Annotated in this window: 22 protein-coding genes; all 22 read right to left on the reverse strand. The window is 41.6% G+C overall.

What is annotated here, in order from left to right; translation table 11 throughout:
- Positions 1–45: 45 nt before the first annotated feature.
- Positions 46–780 carry a 30S ribosomal protein S2 gene (gene rpsB / locus BA70_RS02310; protein ID WP_034317684.1) on the reverse strand — a complete coding sequence of 245 codons (735 nt, stop codon included), beginning with the start codon at positions 778–780 and terminating at the stop codon, positions 46–48.
- A gap of 154 nt (positions 781–934) precedes the next feature.
- Positions 935–1,474, reverse strand: a complete 540-nt coding sequence (locus BA70_RS02315) for a hypothetical protein (protein WP_034317686.1) — start codon at positions 1,472–1,474, stop codon at positions 935–937.
- A 21-nt stretch (positions 1,475–1,495) separates the two neighbouring features.
- Positions 1,496–2,263, reverse strand: a complete 768-nt coding sequence (locus BA70_RS02320; RefSeq protein ID WP_034317687.1) for a FliA/WhiG family RNA polymerase sigma factor — start codon at positions 2,261–2,263, stop codon at positions 1,496–1,498.
- A gap of 24 nt (positions 2,264–2,287) precedes the next feature.
- The gene (locus BA70_RS02325) at positions 2,288–2,788 is read right to left on the reverse strand and encodes a chemotaxis protein CheD (RefSeq protein ID WP_034317688.1); all 501 of its coding nucleotides are present in this window, start codon (positions 2,786–2,788) and stop codon (positions 2,288–2,290) included.
- Positions 2,788–3,414: a chemotaxis protein CheC gene (locus BA70_RS02330; protein ID WP_034317690.1), complete on the reverse strand. Its 627-nt coding sequence runs from the start codon at positions 3,412–3,414 to the stop codon at positions 2,788–2,790. The genes BA70_RS02325 and BA70_RS02330 overlap by 1 nt, the downstream gene beginning before the upstream one ends.
- Positions 3,415–3,426: 12 nt before the next feature.
- On the reverse strand, positions 3,427–3,888 hold the full coding sequence (locus BA70_RS02335) for a chemotaxis protein CheW (RefSeq protein WP_034317693.1): 462 nt from the start codon (positions 3,886–3,888) through the stop codon (positions 3,427–3,429).
- A gap of 24 nt (positions 3,889–3,912) precedes the next feature.
- Positions 3,913–5,943, reverse strand: a complete 2,031-nt coding sequence (locus BA70_RS02340) for a chemotaxis protein CheA (RefSeq protein ID WP_034317696.1) — start codon at positions 5,941–5,943, stop codon at positions 3,913–3,915.
- A gap of 5 nt (positions 5,944–5,948) precedes the next feature.
- Positions 5,949–7,022 carry a protein-glutamate methylesterase/protein-glutamine glutaminase gene (locus tag BA70_RS02345; protein WP_034317702.1) on the reverse strand — a complete coding sequence of 358 codons (1,074 nt, stop codon included), beginning with the start codon at positions 7,020–7,022 and terminating at the stop codon, positions 5,949–5,951.
- Positions 7,019–7,924 carry a MinD/ParA family protein gene (locus BA70_RS02350; protein WP_034317705.1) on the reverse strand — a complete coding sequence of 302 codons (906 nt, stop codon included), beginning with the start codon at positions 7,922–7,924 and terminating at the stop codon, positions 7,019–7,021. The genes BA70_RS02345 and BA70_RS02350 overlap by 4 nt, the downstream gene beginning before the upstream one ends.
- Positions 7,921–9,036 carry a flagellar biosynthesis GTPase FlhF gene (flhF, locus tag BA70_RS02355; protein WP_034317707.1) on the reverse strand — a complete coding sequence of 372 codons (1,116 nt, stop codon included), beginning with the start codon at positions 9,034–9,036 and terminating at the stop codon, positions 7,921–7,923. The genes BA70_RS02350 and flhF overlap by 4 nt, the downstream gene beginning before the upstream one ends.
- Positions 9,036–11,069 (reverse strand): flagellar biosynthesis protein FlhA, encoded by a 2,034-nt coding sequence (gene flhA / locus BA70_RS02360; protein ID WP_034317709.1) that lies wholly within the window; start codon positions 11,067–11,069, stop codon positions 9,036–9,038. Before flhA ends, flhF begins: the two co-directional genes overlap by 1 nt.
- A gap of 29 nt (positions 11,070–11,098) precedes the next feature.
- Entirely contained in the window at positions 11,099–12,187 is a 1,089-nt protein-coding gene (flhB, locus tag BA70_RS02365; RefSeq protein ID WP_034317712.1) for a flagellar biosynthesis protein FlhB, read from the reverse strand.
- Positions 12,184–12,963: a flagellar biosynthetic protein FliR gene (fliR, locus tag BA70_RS02370; RefSeq protein ID WP_034317716.1), complete on the reverse strand. Its 780-nt coding sequence runs from the start codon at positions 12,961–12,963 to the stop codon at positions 12,184–12,186. The genes flhB and fliR overlap by 4 nt, the downstream gene beginning before the upstream one ends.
- Before the next feature lie 6 nt (positions 12,964–12,969).
- Complete coding sequence (gene fliQ / locus BA70_RS02375; protein ID WP_003211206.1) at positions 12,970–13,239, reverse strand: flagellar biosynthesis protein FliQ; 270 nt, start codon at positions 13,237–13,239, stop codon at positions 12,970–12,972.
- A 16-nt stretch (positions 13,240–13,255) separates the two neighbouring features.
- Complete coding sequence (gene fliP, locus BA70_RS02380; protein WP_007499580.1) at positions 13,256–13,921, reverse strand: flagellar type III secretion system pore protein FliP; 666 nt, start codon at positions 13,919–13,921, stop codon at positions 13,256–13,258.
- The gene (gene fliZ / locus BA70_RS02385) at positions 13,914–14,573 is read right to left on the reverse strand and encodes a flagella biosynthesis regulatory protein FliZ (RefSeq protein ID WP_034317719.1); all 660 of its coding nucleotides are present in this window, start codon (positions 14,571–14,573) and stop codon (positions 13,914–13,916) included. The genes fliP and fliZ overlap by 8 nt, the downstream gene beginning before the upstream one ends.
- An 18-nt stretch (positions 14,574–14,591) precedes the next feature.
- Positions 14,592–14,954, reverse strand: a complete 363-nt coding sequence (locus BA70_RS02390; protein WP_007499584.1) for a response regulator — start codon at positions 14,952–14,954, stop codon at positions 14,592–14,594.
- 27 nt (positions 14,955–14,981) lie between these two features.
- Positions 14,982–16,106: a flagellar motor switch phosphatase FliY gene (gene fliY / locus BA70_RS02395; protein WP_034317721.1), complete on the reverse strand. Its 1,125-nt coding sequence runs from the start codon at positions 16,104–16,106 to the stop codon at positions 14,982–14,984.
- On the reverse strand, positions 16,096–17,094 hold the full coding sequence (gene fliM / locus BA70_RS02400) for a flagellar motor switch protein FliM (protein ID WP_034317724.1): 999 nt from the start codon (positions 17,092–17,094) through the stop codon (positions 16,096–16,098). Before fliM ends, fliY begins: the two co-directional genes overlap by 11 nt.
- Before the next feature lie 32 nt (positions 17,095–17,126).
- Positions 17,127–17,555, reverse strand: coding sequence for a flagellar basal body-associated protein FliL (gene fliL, locus BA70_RS02405; protein ID WP_034317727.1), 429 nt, complete (start codon positions 17,553–17,555; stop codon positions 17,127–17,129).
- Positions 17,552–17,767, reverse strand: coding sequence for a swarming motility protein SwrD (swrD, locus tag BA70_RS02410; RefSeq protein ID WP_034317730.1), 216 nt, complete (start codon positions 17,765–17,767; stop codon positions 17,552–17,554). The genes fliL and swrD overlap by 4 nt, the downstream gene beginning before the upstream one ends.
- A 37-nt stretch (positions 17,768–17,804) precedes the next feature.
- Complete coding sequence (gene flgG / locus BA70_RS02415) at positions 17,805–18,596, reverse strand: flagellar basal body rod protein FlgG (protein ID WP_034317733.1); 792 nt, start codon at positions 18,594–18,596, stop codon at positions 17,805–17,807.
- Between the last annotated feature and the right edge of the window lie 3 nt (positions 18,597–18,599).

Here is an 18,599-nt window from a genome sequence, read left to right on the forward strand (position 1 = left end):
AAAAGGTGATAAAAGGCATTTCCCTCTTATCACCTTTTGAATAGGTTACGCAGTTGTTGTTTCAGATTCTGTCGTTTCTTCTACAACAGCTTCTTCTTCGCCTTGTTTAGACTCAAGAATCGCATCTGCCATTTTAGCAGTTAGAAGTTTTACAGCACGGATTGCATCATCGTTTGCAGGGATCACAACATCAATTTCGTCTGGATCACAGTTTGTGTCAACGATACCGATGATTGGGATATTCAGTTTACGAGCTTCTGCAACTGCAATACGCTCTTTACGAGGATCGATAATGAAAAGTGCATCCGGAAGACCCTTCATGTCTTTGATTCCGCCTAAGAATTTTTCAAGACGCTCTAATTCTTTTTTCAGTTGAACGACTTCTTTCTTAGGAAGAACTTCGAAAGTACCGTTTTCTTGCATTTTTTCAATATCTTTCAAACGCTTGATACGTTTTTGGATTGTTTCAAAGTTTGTTAAAGTTCCACCAAGCCAGCGTTGGTTTACATAGAACATACCAGAACGGATTGCTTCTTCTTTCACTGAATCTTGTGCTTGTTTTTTCGTACCAACGAAAAGGATTTTTCCTCCGTCAGCAGCAAGGTTTTTCGTGAAGTTGTAAGCTTCCTCTACTTTTTTCACCGTTTTTTGAAGATCGATGATGTAGATACCGTTACGCTCTGTAAAGATGTAACGCTTCATTTTTGGGTTCCAACGGCGAGTTTGGTGACCGAAGTGAACACCAGCTTCTAGCAATTGTTTCATAGAAATAACTGACATTTTGTTGCCTCCTAATATAATGGTTTTTTTTCCTCCGCTTAAGTCATGTTCACATAAAACTGCGCCATGCAGCACCTTCATCTGAATCATCAAGCGTGTGTATTTAACACCAAGAAATAATATAACACATGATGGACTGACAATCAAGAATCCTTTACAGCTTTCCGCTAAATTTTAATAAAAGCTCGATTTCTGTCTTACCAGTTTTCAATTCTTTCGCTATTTCTTCTAGTGATCGCCCTTGATCATATAAGGCCTTTACTTGATCTTGAAATGTTTCTTCTATTTCATTTTCAGAAGGCTCAGGAGCTTCTGTTTCAAGATTTGGAACGGGTTCGTTTACCTTCTCTTCCTGCACCTCAACCTCGCTAAGGAGAGCCGACAGGTGCTCTGGTACTGGATCTTCACTTTCTACCGATTGCTGGGATTCAGTTGGTGGTTGTGGTTGCTTTGGTGTCTGAAGATCCGATTTCAGCTCTTCAGCAAAAAAATCAGGGGAAGCGGCTGCAGCTTTTGATAGTTTGTCATTCTCTTCTTTGACTTCCATCAAAAATGCAGCCAGGGTATTTTCCGTTTCTTCTAAAAGCTCTCGCTGCTTTTGTTCAGTTGCCTTCAGCGAATTCATTCTTGTGTATAAAATGATCACAAAATAAATAAGTGCAGCATGAAGCATAAAGCTAATCAGCCATAACATATTTTTTCACTCACTAACTCTTTAAGATTGAATGGCTTTATCAAGCAGATGCTTAAGCTTGAACAATGCCTTCGAATGAATTTGTGAAATGCGCGAGGTGGATAAATTAAGCACTTGACCGATTTCTGTTAATGTCAGTTCTTCTTTATAGAAAAGACTGATCACAAGCTTTTCTTTTTCCGAAAGCTCAGTAATTTTTTCAGCAAGCTGTTCAATTAATTCATCTTTCAGCATTTTCTCCTCAGGTGTCACAGACTTTTCGTCGCGAATCATGACTTGGACGTTTTCACCGTCTTCTTGATCATGCAGCTTCTCGTCGATTGAGAGCAAATTCGCAAAGAAACCTTCATTCATCGTTGTGACAACATCCTGTTCGCTCATGCCGAGTTCCTCGGCAACCTCTGTCGGTGTCACATTTCGCAAATAACGCTGTTCAAGTTTTTCAATTGCCGCTTCTACTTTTTTTGTTTTTTCTCTTGATGTACGAGGCAGCCAGTCCTCTTTACGAAGACCGTCGATGATGGCCCCGCGGATTCTGAAGGATGCATATGTATCAAACTTCAGATCTCTTCCGGGGTCAAATTTTTCAAGGGCATCATATAAACCGAGCATCCCTAGACTGATCAAGTCTTCTTTATGCACTGACTTCGGGAGACCGATGGAAATTCTTCCAACATGATATGTGACGAGCGGCATATAGCGGCGCATAAGATCATCTCCAGCAGCTGGGTCTTTCCACTCTTTCCATCTAGCCCATAGCGCCTGATCTTCGTAATTTAAGGATTGCATCTTTCTCCCCCTATACTTCCTTAGTTATATCTTCATAATGCCATGCTTCACAGTGCGGATCTCAAGCTCTGTCGTAAGCGGATCGAATTCAATCGTACGCCCATTGTTCCCGCCCGTGTCCTCACTAATGATCGGGATATGATGAAGAGACAGATGTTCTTTAACAGCTGATACGTTTCTAGGTCCAATTCTCATCAGGTCATTGGTTGACTTAAACTTAAACATTTCTGCGCCACCAGCAAGTTTCGCCTTTAGCGCATGTTTGCGCGCTCCTTCTTTTAGGAGCAGATCAATTGTATGCTTGACACCTGTATCTGCATATTTGGCCAAGTTCTCCACCGCCCCTTTTGCAAGGGATGAGTCTGGAAGCATGACATGGACAAGACCTGCCAGTTTTTTTTCTTTGTCAAACAGGACAAGCCCTACGCAAGAACCAAGACCGGATGTCCGAATGCGGTCCGGTGTTTTCACAAGCTGAACATCCGCTATACCAACCTTTACAACTGCCGGAATCTTCACGTTCATTATAGGTTACCTAATGCTTTGAACAGTTTGTCAAACGATTCAAAGTCTGGTAATAGAAACATATTTCCTTTCAGCTCTTGCTTATTTTGATCATCAAAAATAGATGTATCAATCACAATTGCCTGATCGCCGAGAGGACTGAACTGCATTAACCCTTCACTAATGACAGCACCGAACATATCAAGAGTGACATCTGGAACACTTGGGTAAAGCTTCAATTTTGTTAGATCGGCAAGGGCTGATAAATAAGAGCCTGCTAAAATATTTCCTAGCTCATGAAGTGCTGACGTCCCTAGCACGTGTTCATGAATGGTATCAATATCAAATGCCGGGTCCTGTACAAGCTCTCTTACAAATTGCTCTGCTTGCTCAAACGGCATAATGAAAAAGATGGAGCCGGATAAATCTCCTTCCATTCGCAGAAAAATGCTTGCAACTGGAAGATCTGCACCGCCAAAGAAATCCATTAGATCTTCAAACGAGAGAACTTTGACAAAAGGAACAGCCATATCTATTTTGCGATCTAATAGATTGGCAAGAGCAGACGCTGCATGGCCTGCTCCGATATTCCCAACCTCTCTTAATACATCTAACTGTTCATCTTTAATTCCACTGAAAATGTTCATTTCACATCCCCCTTAATGAACAGGTGCATCTTGAACGCTCTTATCGAGGACAGCACCAGCATGAATGATATTAAATAGACGCTGATCATGCTTAATGATACCAATCACCCATGATTGTCCTTCTTTTTCAGCTGAATCAGGAGAAGATTCTACTTCTTCCTGATGGACTGTAATGACATCATTTGCTTCATCAACAACCCAGCCGACTTCAATGTCACCAACCTGTACAATAATCATTCTAGTTTCATCTGTAATCTCGTTGTCAGTAGATCCAAGTCTAACTCTAAGGTCGATGACAGGTGTCACCACACCACGCAGATTAATGACGCCGCATATATAAGGGGCAACGCCAGGAATTCTTGTCGGCTGCTGCCATTTTTCAATGGACTTTACTTCTGATACTGAAATGGCGTATTCTTTTTTGTTTACGATAAACACAATCATCTTTTCGCCAGTTTTGATATCTGTACTCATTTCAGACCGCTCCTCTATTGTTTTTTACTTGATCAGTGCATTACAGTCAACGATGAGTGCAACCTGACCGTCACCTAGGATTGTTGCGCCCGATATCGCAAACACGTTTGGTAAATAATCTCCTAGTGATTTCAATACAACCTCTTGCTGACCAATGAATGAATCGACCACAAATGCTGTCAGCTTGTCTCCTTTACGAACAACGATGATGTGCAGTTCTTCCTCTAATTCATTCGCATTTGGTACGTGGAATTGTTTCTTCAGGTACACAACCGGTACGATAAATCCGCGGAAATCAATTACTTCACGATCATGCGTTTGAAGGATGTCGCTTTTCTTAATCACAGCCGTTTCAATAATAGAAGAAATCGGAATCGCAAATGTTTCCTCTTCCAGTTTCACAAGAAGAACGGAAATAATTGACAATGTAAGCGGAAGCTGGATAGAGAACAATGAGCCCTGTCCTTCTGTTGAGTTGATGCTCACAGAACCTCCCAATGATTCCAGCTTGTTTTTCACGACGTCAAGACCTACACCGCGGCCTGAGATGTCAGATATCTCATCAGCTGTAGAGAATCCTGCTGCAAAGATCAATGAATCAATTTGATGATCTTCAATGGTTTCTGCTTCTCTTTCTGTAATAACACCGCGCTCTAGTGCTTTTTCAAGCACCTTTTTACGGTTAATCCCACCACCGTCATCTTCTACTTCAATGAAGACGTGGTTTCCACTATGATAAGCCTTTAATAGAACGGTTCCTTTTTCTGGCTTGCCTTTTTTCACACGTTCTTCTGGCGATTCAATCCCGTGATCTAGACTGTTTCTGAGTAAGTGTAAGAGCGGATCTCCAATCTCGTCGATCACTGTTCGATCAAGCTCAGTATCAGCGCCTTCAATGATCAGTTCAATTTTTTTATTGAGCTCTTTCGTCAATTGACGAATCATACGCGGGAACCTGTTAAACACAGTTTCTACAGGTACCATTCTCATGTTCAGGATGATCGATTGCAGGTCGCCTGAAATACGTGTCATTCTTTCGACCGTATCAGTGAGTTCGTTATTTTCAAGCTCTTTGGCAATCTGTTCTAAACGTCCTCTATCAATAACCAGTTCTTCAAATAGATTCATAAGAGAATCCAGACGATCAATGTTGACACGAATCGTTTTCGTGCCGCCGGCAGCTGCACCGTTATTGCCATTTGCTTTTGGCGCATCGTTTGCTGACGCTTTAGCAGCAGGCACGGATACTTCTTCTTTTTTCTGTTCAGGTTTTGCTTCTAGTTTTTCAGCTGGGACAGCTTCTTCAAATGCGGAGCCTTCAGAGATCTCAACATTTTCAACCTCTGAGATCGCCATCACGATTTTCTTCACTTCGTCCATCGGCTGTTTAGATAGATAAGAAATACTGAATTCGGATTCGAAATCTTCTGATTCTAAAAGTTCTGCATTCGGAACCGTTTTGACGACCTCGCCTGCTTCATTGAGTCTTTCAAAAATCATATAGACACGAACTGCTTTTAATAAGCATGCTTCGCTTAATGTCACAGTCAGCTCATAGCATTTAAAGCCTTGTTCTCTTGCTTCATCAAGAACTGTTCGTTCAAATTCATTATAGTCTAAGTCGTTAGCGGCAGGAGCTGATGCATCAGCTGTCTCAACGCTAGAAGCAGCCTCCGCATGGCTTCCTGTCACGTCTAGCTTTTTACTAATCTCTGTGACATCACGTTTCCCGTCCCCGCCTTCTGCAATCGATTGAACCATTGCTTCAAGGTGGTCTAGTGCTTCAAACATCGTATCCATTGACTCAGGAGTAACAATCATTTGTTCATTTCTGATGGCATCAAACATGTTTTCTAAGTGATGCGTCAGCTGAGCCATATCAGCATAGCCCATCGTTGCACTCATGCCTTTCAATGTATGAGCCGCTCTGAAAATATCATTCACCAACTGCAGGTCGGTTGGGTTCTTTTCTAATTCGAGAAGTTTTTCATTACAAGTTTGTAAGTGTTCTCTGCTTTCATCTAAAAAGATATCTAAGTATTGGTTTACATCCAACGTGTTCACGCCCTCTCTTTTTTCATGGAGCTTATAATTGCATGTGCGATGTCATCCACATGCCTTGTTTCATGTGCAAGACCTGCTTTAATGACTGATTTAGGCATTCCGAAAACAACACATGATTCTTCTTTTTCTGCAATAACTTTTGTATGACCGCTTGCGACCATTTTTTTGACACCTTCTGTGCCGTCACTACCCATCCCCGTCATAATGACAGCAATTTTCTCGTAACCTTTTATGTTACTGATGGATTCAAATAAATAGTTAACAGAAGGTTTGTGCCGGCTGTCAGTGTCTTCTGGGGACAGCCTGATCACTAAAGACGCTCCTTGTTCATGAAGTGACATATTCATTCCACCAGGAGCTATGTAAGCCACTCCATTTTTAGCGATGTCTCCATCTTGTGCTTCTTTAATCGAAATTTGTGATAGCTGGTCTAACCTCGTAGCAAGTGATGCCGTAAATCCTGCCGGCATATGCTGCACTATCAAAATCGGCGCCTCTATGTCCTTTGGCAGCTTCGTGACGACTCGTTGAAGCGCCCTTGGCCCTCCCGTAGATGTTCCGATTGAAATAATCTTTCGAAGTGAGCCGCTTTTTACTTCTTGCAGACGGGGAACAGCCACTGGACTTGGCGGCTTCATGACAGGCTTAGGAGAAACCTGTTTCTCAGTGCGTTTCCTAGACAGGCCTGCTGCAAGTACCCGCTCTACAATTTGACCTCTTACTTTGTGTAAATCGAGCGAAATACTTCCTGAAGGCTTTGTCACGAAGTCAAAAGCACCGAGTTCTAAGCAATGGATGGTTAAGTCCTTCCCTTGCTTTGTCTGGCTTGACACCATAATCACGGCAAGGTCGTGTTCAGCCAGAATTTGTTTTAATGCTTCTGTTCCATTTAAAACAGGCATTTCCACATCTAATGTGACAACATCTGGATTCAATTCCTTGATCCGTTTTAAGGCATCTTCCCCATTTCGCGCCGTTCCGACGACTTCAATTCCTTGCTCGGCACTTAGGAAATCACTAATGAGCTTTCGCATAAAGGCCGAGTCATCTACTACAAGCACTCTAATCATGAGTCCACCTTCCTCCTTCTAAAAAAAGAGGACAACTTATCTATAAACGTATGCTGCTCTCTCCGTGCCTCTCTTATCTGCTGATGATACAGTGTTTCTGCCAGCATTTTAATTGTTTTACTCAGCCTTGAATGAGGCTGCTTGATATAAAACGGAATTTGTTCCGCTACTGCTTTAGGAACCGCAGGATCATCAGGCACAGCACCAGCAAACACAAGCTTTCTGTGTAGAAATGATGTAACCACTCCTGCTAATTTCCGGTAGGTTTCAGAACCTTCTGACGGGGTTTTACACCGGTTAACAATGATTTGCACTGACTGCTCAAACTGATGAATGGCTAAGTGTTTAATCGCGCTGTAGGCATCCATGATGGATGTTGGTTCTGGTGTTGTCACGACCACTACTTCTCCTGCCGATAAGACAAAAGGCAGTTGATCTTTTGACAAGCCTGCACCCATATCAAAGAATATACAATCGAAATCACGCATCATTCTCTCCATCTCCTCCAGAAAGAATGACCATTGGTCTTTATCTAAAGAAAACAGCTGTTCAAGTCCACTTCCGCCAGAAATGTAATAAAGATTGTCAGTTCCTTTTGTCATGGCCGCTTGGAAAGATTTCTTCCTGACGAGAACATCTAATATAGAGCTAGTCGATGTTTTCCCTAATAAAATATCAATATTCCCCATGCCAAAATCAAGGTCGATGACTAACACTCGCTTGCCTGCACTAGCAATAGACAGTGCCATGTTCAGCGTCAAATTCGATTTGCCTACTCCGCCTTTACCGCTCATGACTGCAATGGTTTTTGCCTGTCCGCTTACGCTAAGAGGGGCCAGTGTTATCGTTTGACTCTGTTGAACAAGTTTTCTTAGACCTTCCGCTTGGTCAGGCTTCATCATTGTAAGACCATCCTTGTTAATTCAAGAGGAGAGCCCTCAAGAATATCCTCAGGTACATTTTGACCATTTGTTAAAAAGCCGAGCCCAATTTGGGATTCTGCAATGATTTGAAAGATCGTTCCCATCGTGTCTGTTTCATCTACTTTTGTAAAAATGAATTGATGAATTGGAACATGTTCAAAACGTTTGACCATGGCGTTCATGTCCTGATACTTCGACGTCGCACTCATGACGAGGAAACTTTGAATGCTTTTATCAAAAGGAATAATATCTGTCAGCTCTTTGATATACGCTTCTTCTTTAAAGTTACGGCCTGCTGTGTCTATGAAAATATGATCATAATCTTTAAAGGTCTGCTGCGCTTTCACAAAATCCTCTCTTGAATAGCAAACCTCAAGCGGCGCATTCAGCAGTTCAGCATATGTTTTCAGTTGTTCGATCGCTGCAATTCGGTACGTATCCGTTGTAATAAAAGCGATGTTCTTTTGCTGTTGAATAGCCGTTTTGGCAGCCAGCTTTGCAATCGTTGTCGTTTTACCAGCGCCCGTTGAACCAAACAGCACAATATATTTCGAACGAATCATCGGCTCATCAGAGGTGTGAGCTGGCAGCATCTCTGTGAGCAGTTTTTCAAGTTCTTTTTTAATTTGATCTTCCTTGACAGCACCCTTCGTTAAAAGACCCTTTAAGCACTCATCTCGTATCGCATCATCAAGACCTTGATCCTTTAGCTTTCGATCGACTGCCATAAGAGAATCAGGTAAAATCCCAGCATGCCGCTCGTTTCTTGCATATTCTAAAGGCTGAGAATGAGGGGGAACTGCTTTGACTGCCTCAGGAGCAAAGGATGGCTCTTCGGGCTGCTTTTGAACCGGCTCCTTTTTCGGTAACACCGGGATAGGAGCCGGTGGGTTTAGGCCTTTACCAGCTCTTTCTTCAAAATCTTGATCCAGCACCGCAATCACTTCGACCATTTGTTGTTTTTTTAATCCGAACAGCTTTCGTTTGACAACGGTTTTCGAATTTAAAATGACGGCATCTTTCCCAAGCTGCTGCCTAATTTGAATCGTTGCCTCCTGCATAGAATTCGCTGTGATTTTTTTCATTTTCATTAGATATCCACCACTCCGATGCTCTGTACTTCCACATTTGCTTCTAGTTCGTTATATGATAGTACCGGTAATTCTGGAAAATATCTTTCTAACAACTGCTTGACGTACATTCTTATAGGAGGTGAGCATAATAGAACCGGCGTTTCCTGACGAAGCGAAAGCTGTTCAATTTCTCTAGCCACTGATTGAATCACACTTTCAGAGGACTCTGGATCTAATGATAAGTAGTTACCGTGCTCTGTCTGCTGTACGCTGTCAGCAATCACCTTTTCAACTCGGCCTGAGCATGTCACGACTTTCAATGATTCATTCTCTCTTGCATACTGTGCAGTAATCTGTCTTGCCAGTGCCTGTCTGACATACTCCGTTAACAAATCTGTATCAGTCGTTAATTTTCCATAGTCTGCAAGCGTCTCAAAAATGGTCACAAGGTTTCGAATAGAGACCTTTTCTTTCAACAGCTTTGCCAGTACCTTTTGGATATCACCGACTGCTAGCGGATTTGGTGTCACCTCATCCACTAAGACAGGATAACTTTCTTTAAGATGATCGATTAATTGCTTCGTTTCTTGGCGTCCGAGCAGTTCGTGTGTGTTTTGTCTAATCTTCTCTGTGATGTGAGTAGATACAACAGATGCCGGATCCACAACCGTATAGCCAAGCATTTCAGCCTGGTCTTTTTCTGCTTCTGATATCCATTTAGCCGGCAAGCCAAAGGATGGTTCGATCGTTTCAATTCCTTCAATCGGATCATCATCAGGCGTAGGGGACATCGCTAAGTAGTGATCAAGCAGCAGCTCACCTTTTGCCACTTCGTTCCCTTTAATTTTCAGCCGGTATTCATTTGGGTTAAGTGCAATGTTGTCTCGAATTCGGACAACTGGAATGACAAGGCCTAGCTCGAGGGCAAGCTGCCTTCGGATCATCACAATTCGATCTAGCAGGTCACCGCCCTGATTTGCATCAGCGAGCGGAATCAGACCATAGCCGAATTCAAATTCAATGGCATCCATTTGCAGAAGATGAATGACGCTTTCTGGACTTTTCATCTCTTCTACCTCAGCCTGTTCCTCCAGCACCTCTTCAATTTCTTCTTGATCCTGTTTGTTTTTCGACATCATGTATGCCCCGAGTGCAAGTAAACCTGCGATTGGTCCTGTCAAAAGTATGCCAATAGGAGTAAACAAACCAAGAAGGAAGATCGTGCCTGCTGTGACGTAAAGCATAGCTGGGAATGCAAAGAGCTGACTAGTAATGTCAGAACCAAGGTTTCCGTTAGAAGCAGCCCTCGTGACGACAATCCCTGTCGCTGTTGAAATGAGGAGTGCAGGAATTTGTGAAACAATCCCGTCCCCTACCGTTAATAGCGTAAAGTGGGAAGCTGATTCTTGAATCGACATTCCTTGCTGAAGCATCCCAATAATGATTCCAAAAATAATATTGATAATGACGATGATAATACCTGCGATGGCATCCCCTTTGACGAACTTACTTGCACCATCCATCGCACCATAAAAGTCTGCCTCTCTCGATACTTTTTCACGGCGATTTCTCGCTTCACTTTCAGTCAGCATTCCTGCATTTAAATCTGCGTCAATACTCATCTGTTTACCTGGCATCGCATCAAGTGTAAATCTTGCAGCAACCTCTGATACACGCTCAGCCCCTTTTGTGATGACAATAAACTGAATGATGATCAAGATAAGGAAGACAACCAGACCAACGAGTATATTTCCTCCAACAACAAATGAACCAAACGTTTCTACAACCTTTCCAGCATCTCCTGTTGATAGGATAGAACGTGTTGTAGAGATGTTAAGCCCTAAGCGAAACAGCGTTAAGAGCAAAAGCAATGATGGAAAAATCGAAAATTGAAGTGGTTCTTGCATGTTCATTGTGGTGAGAAGCACGATAAGCGCAAGAGAAATATTAATAATGATTAAAATACTTAATAGAATGGGCGGAAACGGTATGACCAGCATCGCCACAATTAAAATAACACTGAATAAAACAGATAAATCTCTTGCTGACATGCCTGTTCTCTCCTTTTAAAACCAAAAATTCATAAAATCTTTTGTTTCGTTTTATATACGTAAGCTAAAATTTCTGCGATGGCCTTAAAGTATTCTTCTGGCACCGCTTGATTAATATCGACCTGATCATATAGTGCACGAGCTAGCGGCCGGTTTTCTACGGTCATGATATCGTGCTCTTTCGCAATCGTTCTAATTTTCATAGCCAAAATATCTGTTCCCTTTGCCACAACAAAGGGCGCATCCATCTTTTCTTCGTCATATTTCAAGGCAATTGCGTAGTGGGTTGGGTTTGTAATGATGACGTCCGCTTTTGGGACTTCCTGCATCATCCGTCTCATGGCCATTTCCCGCTGGCGCTGTTTAATCTTTGATTTTATGAGAGGGTCACCCTCTGATTTTTTATACTCATCTTTGATGTCTTGTTTAGACATCCGTAAGTTTTTTTCATAATCAAATTTCTGATACATATAATCAAGCCCTGCTAAGACCAGAAGAGCACCTGCTGCATATAGACCCATAATCAAGGTCATATTTGCGACGAAATGCAGGGTTTCCTCCGCTGTTAATAGAGGGAGCCGCAGGATTTCGTCAAAGTGCATCCAAAGTGCAATAAATGTCGCAAAACCAATAAAACCAATTTTCAGAATGGATTTTAATAGCTCTACGAGGGCTCGAATACTGTATATTCGTTTAAACCCTTTGATTGGATCGAGCTTTTCTAATTTCGGTTTGATTACTTCTGGCGAAAAGAGAAATCCGACTTGTAAATAGTTACTGAGGATACCCGCCAGCATACCAACACCAAGAATCGGCATGAGGAGGAGTCCTGTTTCTTGAAGCAATTCCAAGAATAGTTGATGAATATTAGATGTGCTAACCTTCATTAGCATTGTTGTTGAATAAAAACGTTCAATGAGCGCAATAATACGCTCTTTCATAAAAGGCCCAATAAAAAAGAATGATAAAAAGATTAGTAGAAATGAGATGGCTGTATTGACGTCGGTACTTTTGGCAACCTGCCCTTTTTTACGCGAATCCCGTCTTTTTTTCGGTGTAGCTTTTTCTGTTTTTTCACCTGCGAAAAATTGTAAGTCTAGTCTAAGCTTTGTCATCATGACGATCCACCGACCAATGCTAAGAAATTCCTCATGGTGAGCACAATCGTTTCAAATGTATTTTGGACGACTCCGAAGATTACGCCCATACAGATGATGATCATAATAAAACTCACACCCATTTTAATAGGAAGTCCGACAACGAATACGTTCATTTGTGGAACCGTACGTGCTACAATCCCTAATGCCAAATCGACTAAAAACAAACTTGCCACAACAGGTGCCGAGATTTGAAAGGCAATGATGAACATTTCGTTGAAGCTCTTTGCGATAAAGTAAGCAAAGGATTCACTGCCAAAATTCAGCGCGTACTGATCAACTGCAATATATTGAAAGCTGTAATATATCCCATCAAGCAGCAGGTGATGTGCATTCGTCGCAAGCATCAATAGCAGTGTGACCGTATAAAAAAACTGCCCCATCAGCGGCGTTTGCGCCCCTGTTTGCGGATCAATAATATTGGCGATCGCAAAACCCATTTGAAAGTCAATGAACGAGCCGGCAATTTGAACAGCGGACACCATGATATATGCAATCAGCCCAAGAAGAAGTCCGACCATTGCTTCTTTCACCGCAAGCATCATATAAAGACCGTCTATGTCGAGCGCTGGCGGTTCTTTAATCGTGCTAAAACTGATGACAGCTAAAAACAGTGAGAAGCCAACTCTGTGTACAGCAGGTATCGCTCTATGCGCTAAAAGCGGTACTGTCACAAAAAACGCGGTGATCCGAATAAAAACGAGAAGAAAAGCAGGGAATAATTCTATGATTGACATCGCTGTTTAACCTGCAAATCGATCTAAATTCGAGAACAGCTCTGTCGTAAAGGACACAATTGTTGAAAGCATCCACGGACCAAACACAACAAGCCCAATGAGCACTGCAACAATCTTAGGAATGAACGCAAGCGTTTGTTCTTGAATTTGGGTTGTCGCCTGAAACACACTGACAATCAGTCCCACAATTAGTGCGAGCGCTAGAAGCGGCCCGCTGACAAGCAATACAACATACACTGATCTTTCAGCCATCGTAATGACAAATTCTGAACTCATGTTTTAAGCACCTACTCTAAAAGCTTTGCAGCAAGGATTTTACAATCAAATACCATCCATCGACTAAAACAAATAACAATATTTTGAAAGGGAGCGATATCATAACCGGCGGAAGCATCATCATCCCCATTGACATCAGGACACTTGCGACCACCATGTCAATAATTAAAAATGGAATAAAGATCATGAAACCAATTTGAAATGCCGTCTTTAATTCTGAAATTGCAAAAGCTGGCACCATCGCCGTTAATGGAATATCTTTAATCGATTCAGGTGTATCCATTTTTGCGTAACTAAGAAATAAAGCCAAATCTTTCTGTCTCGTATGTTTACTCATAAACTCTTTGATTGGCACTTCGGCTTTTTCATATGCCTGGTTTAACGTAATGTCATCATTTAAAAGCGGCGTAAGTGCCTCTTTATTTATCTCTGAGAACGTAGGTGCCATAATAAAAAATGTGAGAAACAAAGCAAGTCCAACAAGCACTTGGTTTGGCGGCATTGAGTTGGTTGCAAGTGATGTTCTAACGAATGAAAGGACAATCACAATCCGTGTAAAACACGTCATTAAAATGAGAATGCCTGGTGCAACCGAAAATACGGTCAAAAGTAAAAGAAGACGGACAGACGTGCTGATATTCCCTGCACCGCTGGAATTAAATAAATCGATAAACTCATTCATCTTGTTTCGGGCCTTTCTTTCTGACTTCTGATTGGGTCTTTTTCAATTCTGCTAGCTGCGCCTTTAAATTGGCTGAAAAAGAAGAAGTGGTTGTCTTGTCATGTTTCTTCACCTGCGATGTGAATTTTTGAACTATTTTTGGAATATCCGTCTTGCTTTCCATCGCTTCTTCGTATTGTTTCACAATCGCTTCACATTCTTGTTCATCATCAATTTCTTTTAGCAGCTGGATTGAGTCTGCTACGCCGACAACTAGTACGCGCTTGCCCACTTTGATAAGCTGGACCGAACGGTTTTGGCCAACCGTGGTTCCACCAATATTTTCAACATAGCGAAATGGTTTGAGTAAGCGATTTTGCTTACCAACAAATCTCACCAGTCCATAAATGAGCAGGATGACAAAAAGTAAGGCACCAATCATTTTGACAAAATCCATAATGGAGACAGAAGAAGAGGGAACTTCTTCTGCCGGATTCGTTTGATTGTCAGTGGTTTTCTTTTCTGTATCCTTTTTGCTTTCTTTCTCATCTTTGAGCCAGTCATTCACTGTGCCATTTTCAGGATCTTTCGTTTCAGCGAACAGTGAGGTAGGCTGCATCGTCAAGAAAAGCATAAAACTGATCATTGCTATACATATCAAACGTTTTTTCAACAAGTCTTACACCCTTTTTTAGCCTAACGTTTTATTAATTGCTTCAAGTACACGGTCTGCTTGGAATGGCTTTACGATAAAGTCTTTTGCACCTGCTTGAATGGCGTCAATAACCATCGATTGTTGTCCCATCGCAGAACACATAATGATTTTTGCAGAAGCATCAATTTGTTTAATTTCTTTTAACGCAGTAATCCCATCCATTTCTGGCATTGTGATATCCATTGTCACAAGATCAGGAGATGTTTCTTTATATTTTTCAACAGCTTGTGCGCCGTTTTCTGCTTCTCCTACTACATCAAATCCGTTTTTTACAAGAATATCCTTAATCATCATTCTCATGAATGCTGCATCATCTACGATTAATACCTTAGTAGCCATTTACTTATTCTCTCCCTATATGTTTGTTTATTTTAAATTAGATAGTCTTTCTGACTGACTTAATATATCAGTCACACGAACACCAAAGTTCTCATCGATCACAACGACTTCCCCTTTGGCAACGATTCGTTTGTTAACCAGAATGTCGACTGGCTCACCCGCAAGTTTGTCCAGTTCAATGACACTTCCAGCTGAAAGTTCAAGTACTTCTTTCACACTGCGCTGGGTTCTACCAAGTTCCACCGTAATGGAAAGCGGAATATCCATCAGCATATCGAGATTTCCTAGCTGGCTCGTTGTATGCTGAGGCTCACTGAACGCTTCAAATTCAACTGGCGCCACATTTACAGGTGCTGCTGGCTTTGGCTTCGCCTGTCTTTTTGGCGGTGCCGCTTGCTGCACAGGAGCAGACTGTGCTTGCGGAGCTGCCTGCTGAGGTTCAGGTGTGCTCACTGGTGTTTCTTGAACAGGCTCTTCTTCTTGCGTCGGGACTGTTAATTCTGCGATTAAATCCTTCGCAAATGTAATAGGGTAAAGCTGCATAATATTTGAATCTATGAGTTCACCTATCGTTAATCTAAAGGACACTTTGACAAGCATTTCTTCAGCTGGAATTCTGTCTGTTCCTTCTCCTTCTTTCACATCGAGTAATTCGACGCGCGGCGGAGAAATATCAATCTTTTTATTAAAGACTGTCGACATAGATGTCGCTGCAGAACCCATCATTTGGTTCATCGCTTCTTGCACTGCACTTAAGTGAATTTCACTTAAAGACGGATCAGCATTTGTTCCATCTCCGCCCATCATTAAGTCTGCAATGACTGCCGCATCTGTTTGCTGGATGACAAGCAGGTTACTTGCACTAAAACCTTCCGTATAATTCACTTCAATAGCGACATACGGATGAGGAAACTCCTCATTCAGCTTGCTTTTTTGAATCACTGTGACAGTTGGAGTCGTAATCTCCACTTTTTGATTTAATAGGGTTGAAAGTGCTGTTGCAGAGCTACCAAATGAAATATTTCCGATTTCCCCAATGGCATCTTGTTCCATTGCAGAAAGGAGTGTATCAGGCTCTATATCGTCATTGCTGCCTCCTTTAAGGAGCGCATCGATTTCATCTTGTGATAATTTACTTCCGTTATTCTCCATCTTCTTCACCTCTTATGTCGTGATCTAGAATTTGAATCGCCTGTTTCCGATTCACGCGGCCGGCCTGTCCCAAGAATTTCGGTTTATTTCCGACCATAACAGTAAGAGGCGCATTTACTGGTTTGTCCAAGGCAATACAATCACCAATTTCCAAATTCAAAAACTCTTCCACCGTCATTTCCGATTGTCCAAGCTCTGCGACTACCGGTATTTTTGCCGTCATAATCCGTTTTTCAATGGCCTTTGTTTCTTCTTGTTTCGGTTCATTTCGTTCAGACTGCATCCAGTAGTGTACAGACAACTTCGGAATAATAGGCTCTAATACAACGTGAGGAATACATAGGTTAATAACCCCGCTCACCTCACCAACTTGTGTATTAAGAGAAATGACGACAACTGTTTCGTTTGGTGACACCATTTGAACAAACTGGGGATTTACCTCGAAATCTGCCATCTCTGGCTCGATGTCGGTTATGGACTGCCACGCTTCTCTGTAATTTTCCAAAGCTCCCTCAAACATGTTTGAGATAATCTTTGTTTCGATTTCTGTCAGTGATTCTGTCTTATTATGACTAATGCCAATCCCGCCCATCAGCCTGTCCATCATGGCATAGCCGATTGTTGGATTCACTTCAAGCATAATTCTTCCTTCAAGCGGGCTGACATAAAATAAGTTTAATAATGTCATATTAGGAATCGAACGAATAAATTCTTCGTATGGTACTTGGTCAACCGAGCTGACAGAAATTTGAATATATGATCTTAGCTGCGCTGAAAAATGCGTGGTGAGCAGTCTAGCGAAGTTATCGTGAATCCTTGTTAAACTTCGAATCTGGTCTTTTGAAAAGCGAAGTGCACGCTTAAAGTCATACACCTTCACTTTTTTCGTCGTTTCTTCTTTTTTCAGCTCTTCTGCATCCATTTCGCCTGTAGATATGGCGGATAATAATGCGTCGATCTCATTCTGGGAAAGCACTTCTCCTGACATTTCTTCACCTCCATCGTGTCAATTAATCGCCTCTATTGCAGATTAAAGGAGGTTATATAAACTTCTTTCACCTTGCCATCTTGCAAATAGTTATTCACTTTGTTTTTGACTAGTGTTTTAAAATATTCTCTGCCTTTTTTGCCATCAAGTTCATCTGCATTCGTGTCTGATAAAATGTCGATCACGGCATCCTTCACTTGGAAACTTCTTTTTTCTAGCTCTTCTTTTGCTTTTTCAGAATCCGTTTCAATGTTTAGTACAAGTTTGACGGCATTTCCTTCAGACTTTAAATTTGTAATAATCTCAGGAATTTCAATAGAAGCTTTTGCGACTTCATCTGCTGTCGGCTCTTTTTCTGCTTTTGCTTCGTCTGACCCATTCAGTAGAAAAAAGATGCCAGCTCCAATTCCGACGATGGCAATAATCATGATTAGCATTACTACGACTAATTTCTTCTTCATTCAAATTCCTCTATTCCTTGGTTCAATGAAATGACTTGGATTTTTCTGTAGAAAGAAATGATTTTCTCCTGAATCTGCTTCTCATCTTCTTTCACAACGAATTTCTTTCCATTGGCTAATGTAATGGTCGTGTCTGGAAAGCTTTCGATTTGCTCGATATGGAGAGCGTTCAGCATAAATCCTTTGCCATTTAATCTTGTCACTTCAATCATATTAAGCAGAGAAGCGATAAATCGCTCCCCCTACCTCCTATCGTTTCAGATTCACAAGCTCTTGAAGGATTTCATCAGATGTTGTGATCGTCTTTGCATTCGATTGGAATCCGCGCTGCGCGATTATCATTTCAGTAAACTCGTCTGTTAAATCAACGTTTGACATTTCAAGTCGACCTGTTTGAATGATGCCCGTTCCTTGTTCACCAGGAACGATAGGATTACTTGGTGCACCCGAGCTTAACGTTTGGCGGTATAGGTTATCACCGACTTTGTCTAACCCTGCTGCGTTACTGAAAGATACGAGTGAAACCTGTCCAACATTTCTAGATACGTTGTTTTCAACAACAGATATTGTTCCATCTGGACCAATACTTACACTTGAAATGCCATCTGGAATCGTTATCTTTTGTCCATTCATTCCAAGCACGTAATTTCCGTCAGAAGTGGTTAAACTTCCCTCTGAATCCCGATTAAAGTTCCCTGCTCTGGTATAAAGAACTTCTCCTTGTTTTTCAATACGGAAAAATCCATCTCCATTGATGTAGAAATCATAATCTTTATCCGTATTTTGAGAAGCTCCTGCTGACATGATTTTATCAATAGAAGATAAAGATGATCCTAAACCAACTTGTTTTGAGTTGATTGAACCAGAGTTGTTCGTCGGTCCACCAGAACTTGAAATGGTTTGGCTGACCATATCTTTAAAAGTGATACGGCTTTTTTTGTATCCGTGTGTATTGACGTTGGCTACGTTATTGGCTACAACATCTAATTTCGTTTGGAAGTTTTTCATTCCGCTAATTCCTGAGTAAAGTGAGCGTAACATTAA

The sequence above is a fragment of the Bacillus zhangzhouensis genome, from assembly GCF_000715205.1.
GTDB classification, from domain to species: domain Bacteria; phylum Bacillota; class Bacilli; order Bacillales; family Bacillaceae; genus Bacillus; species Bacillus zhangzhouensis.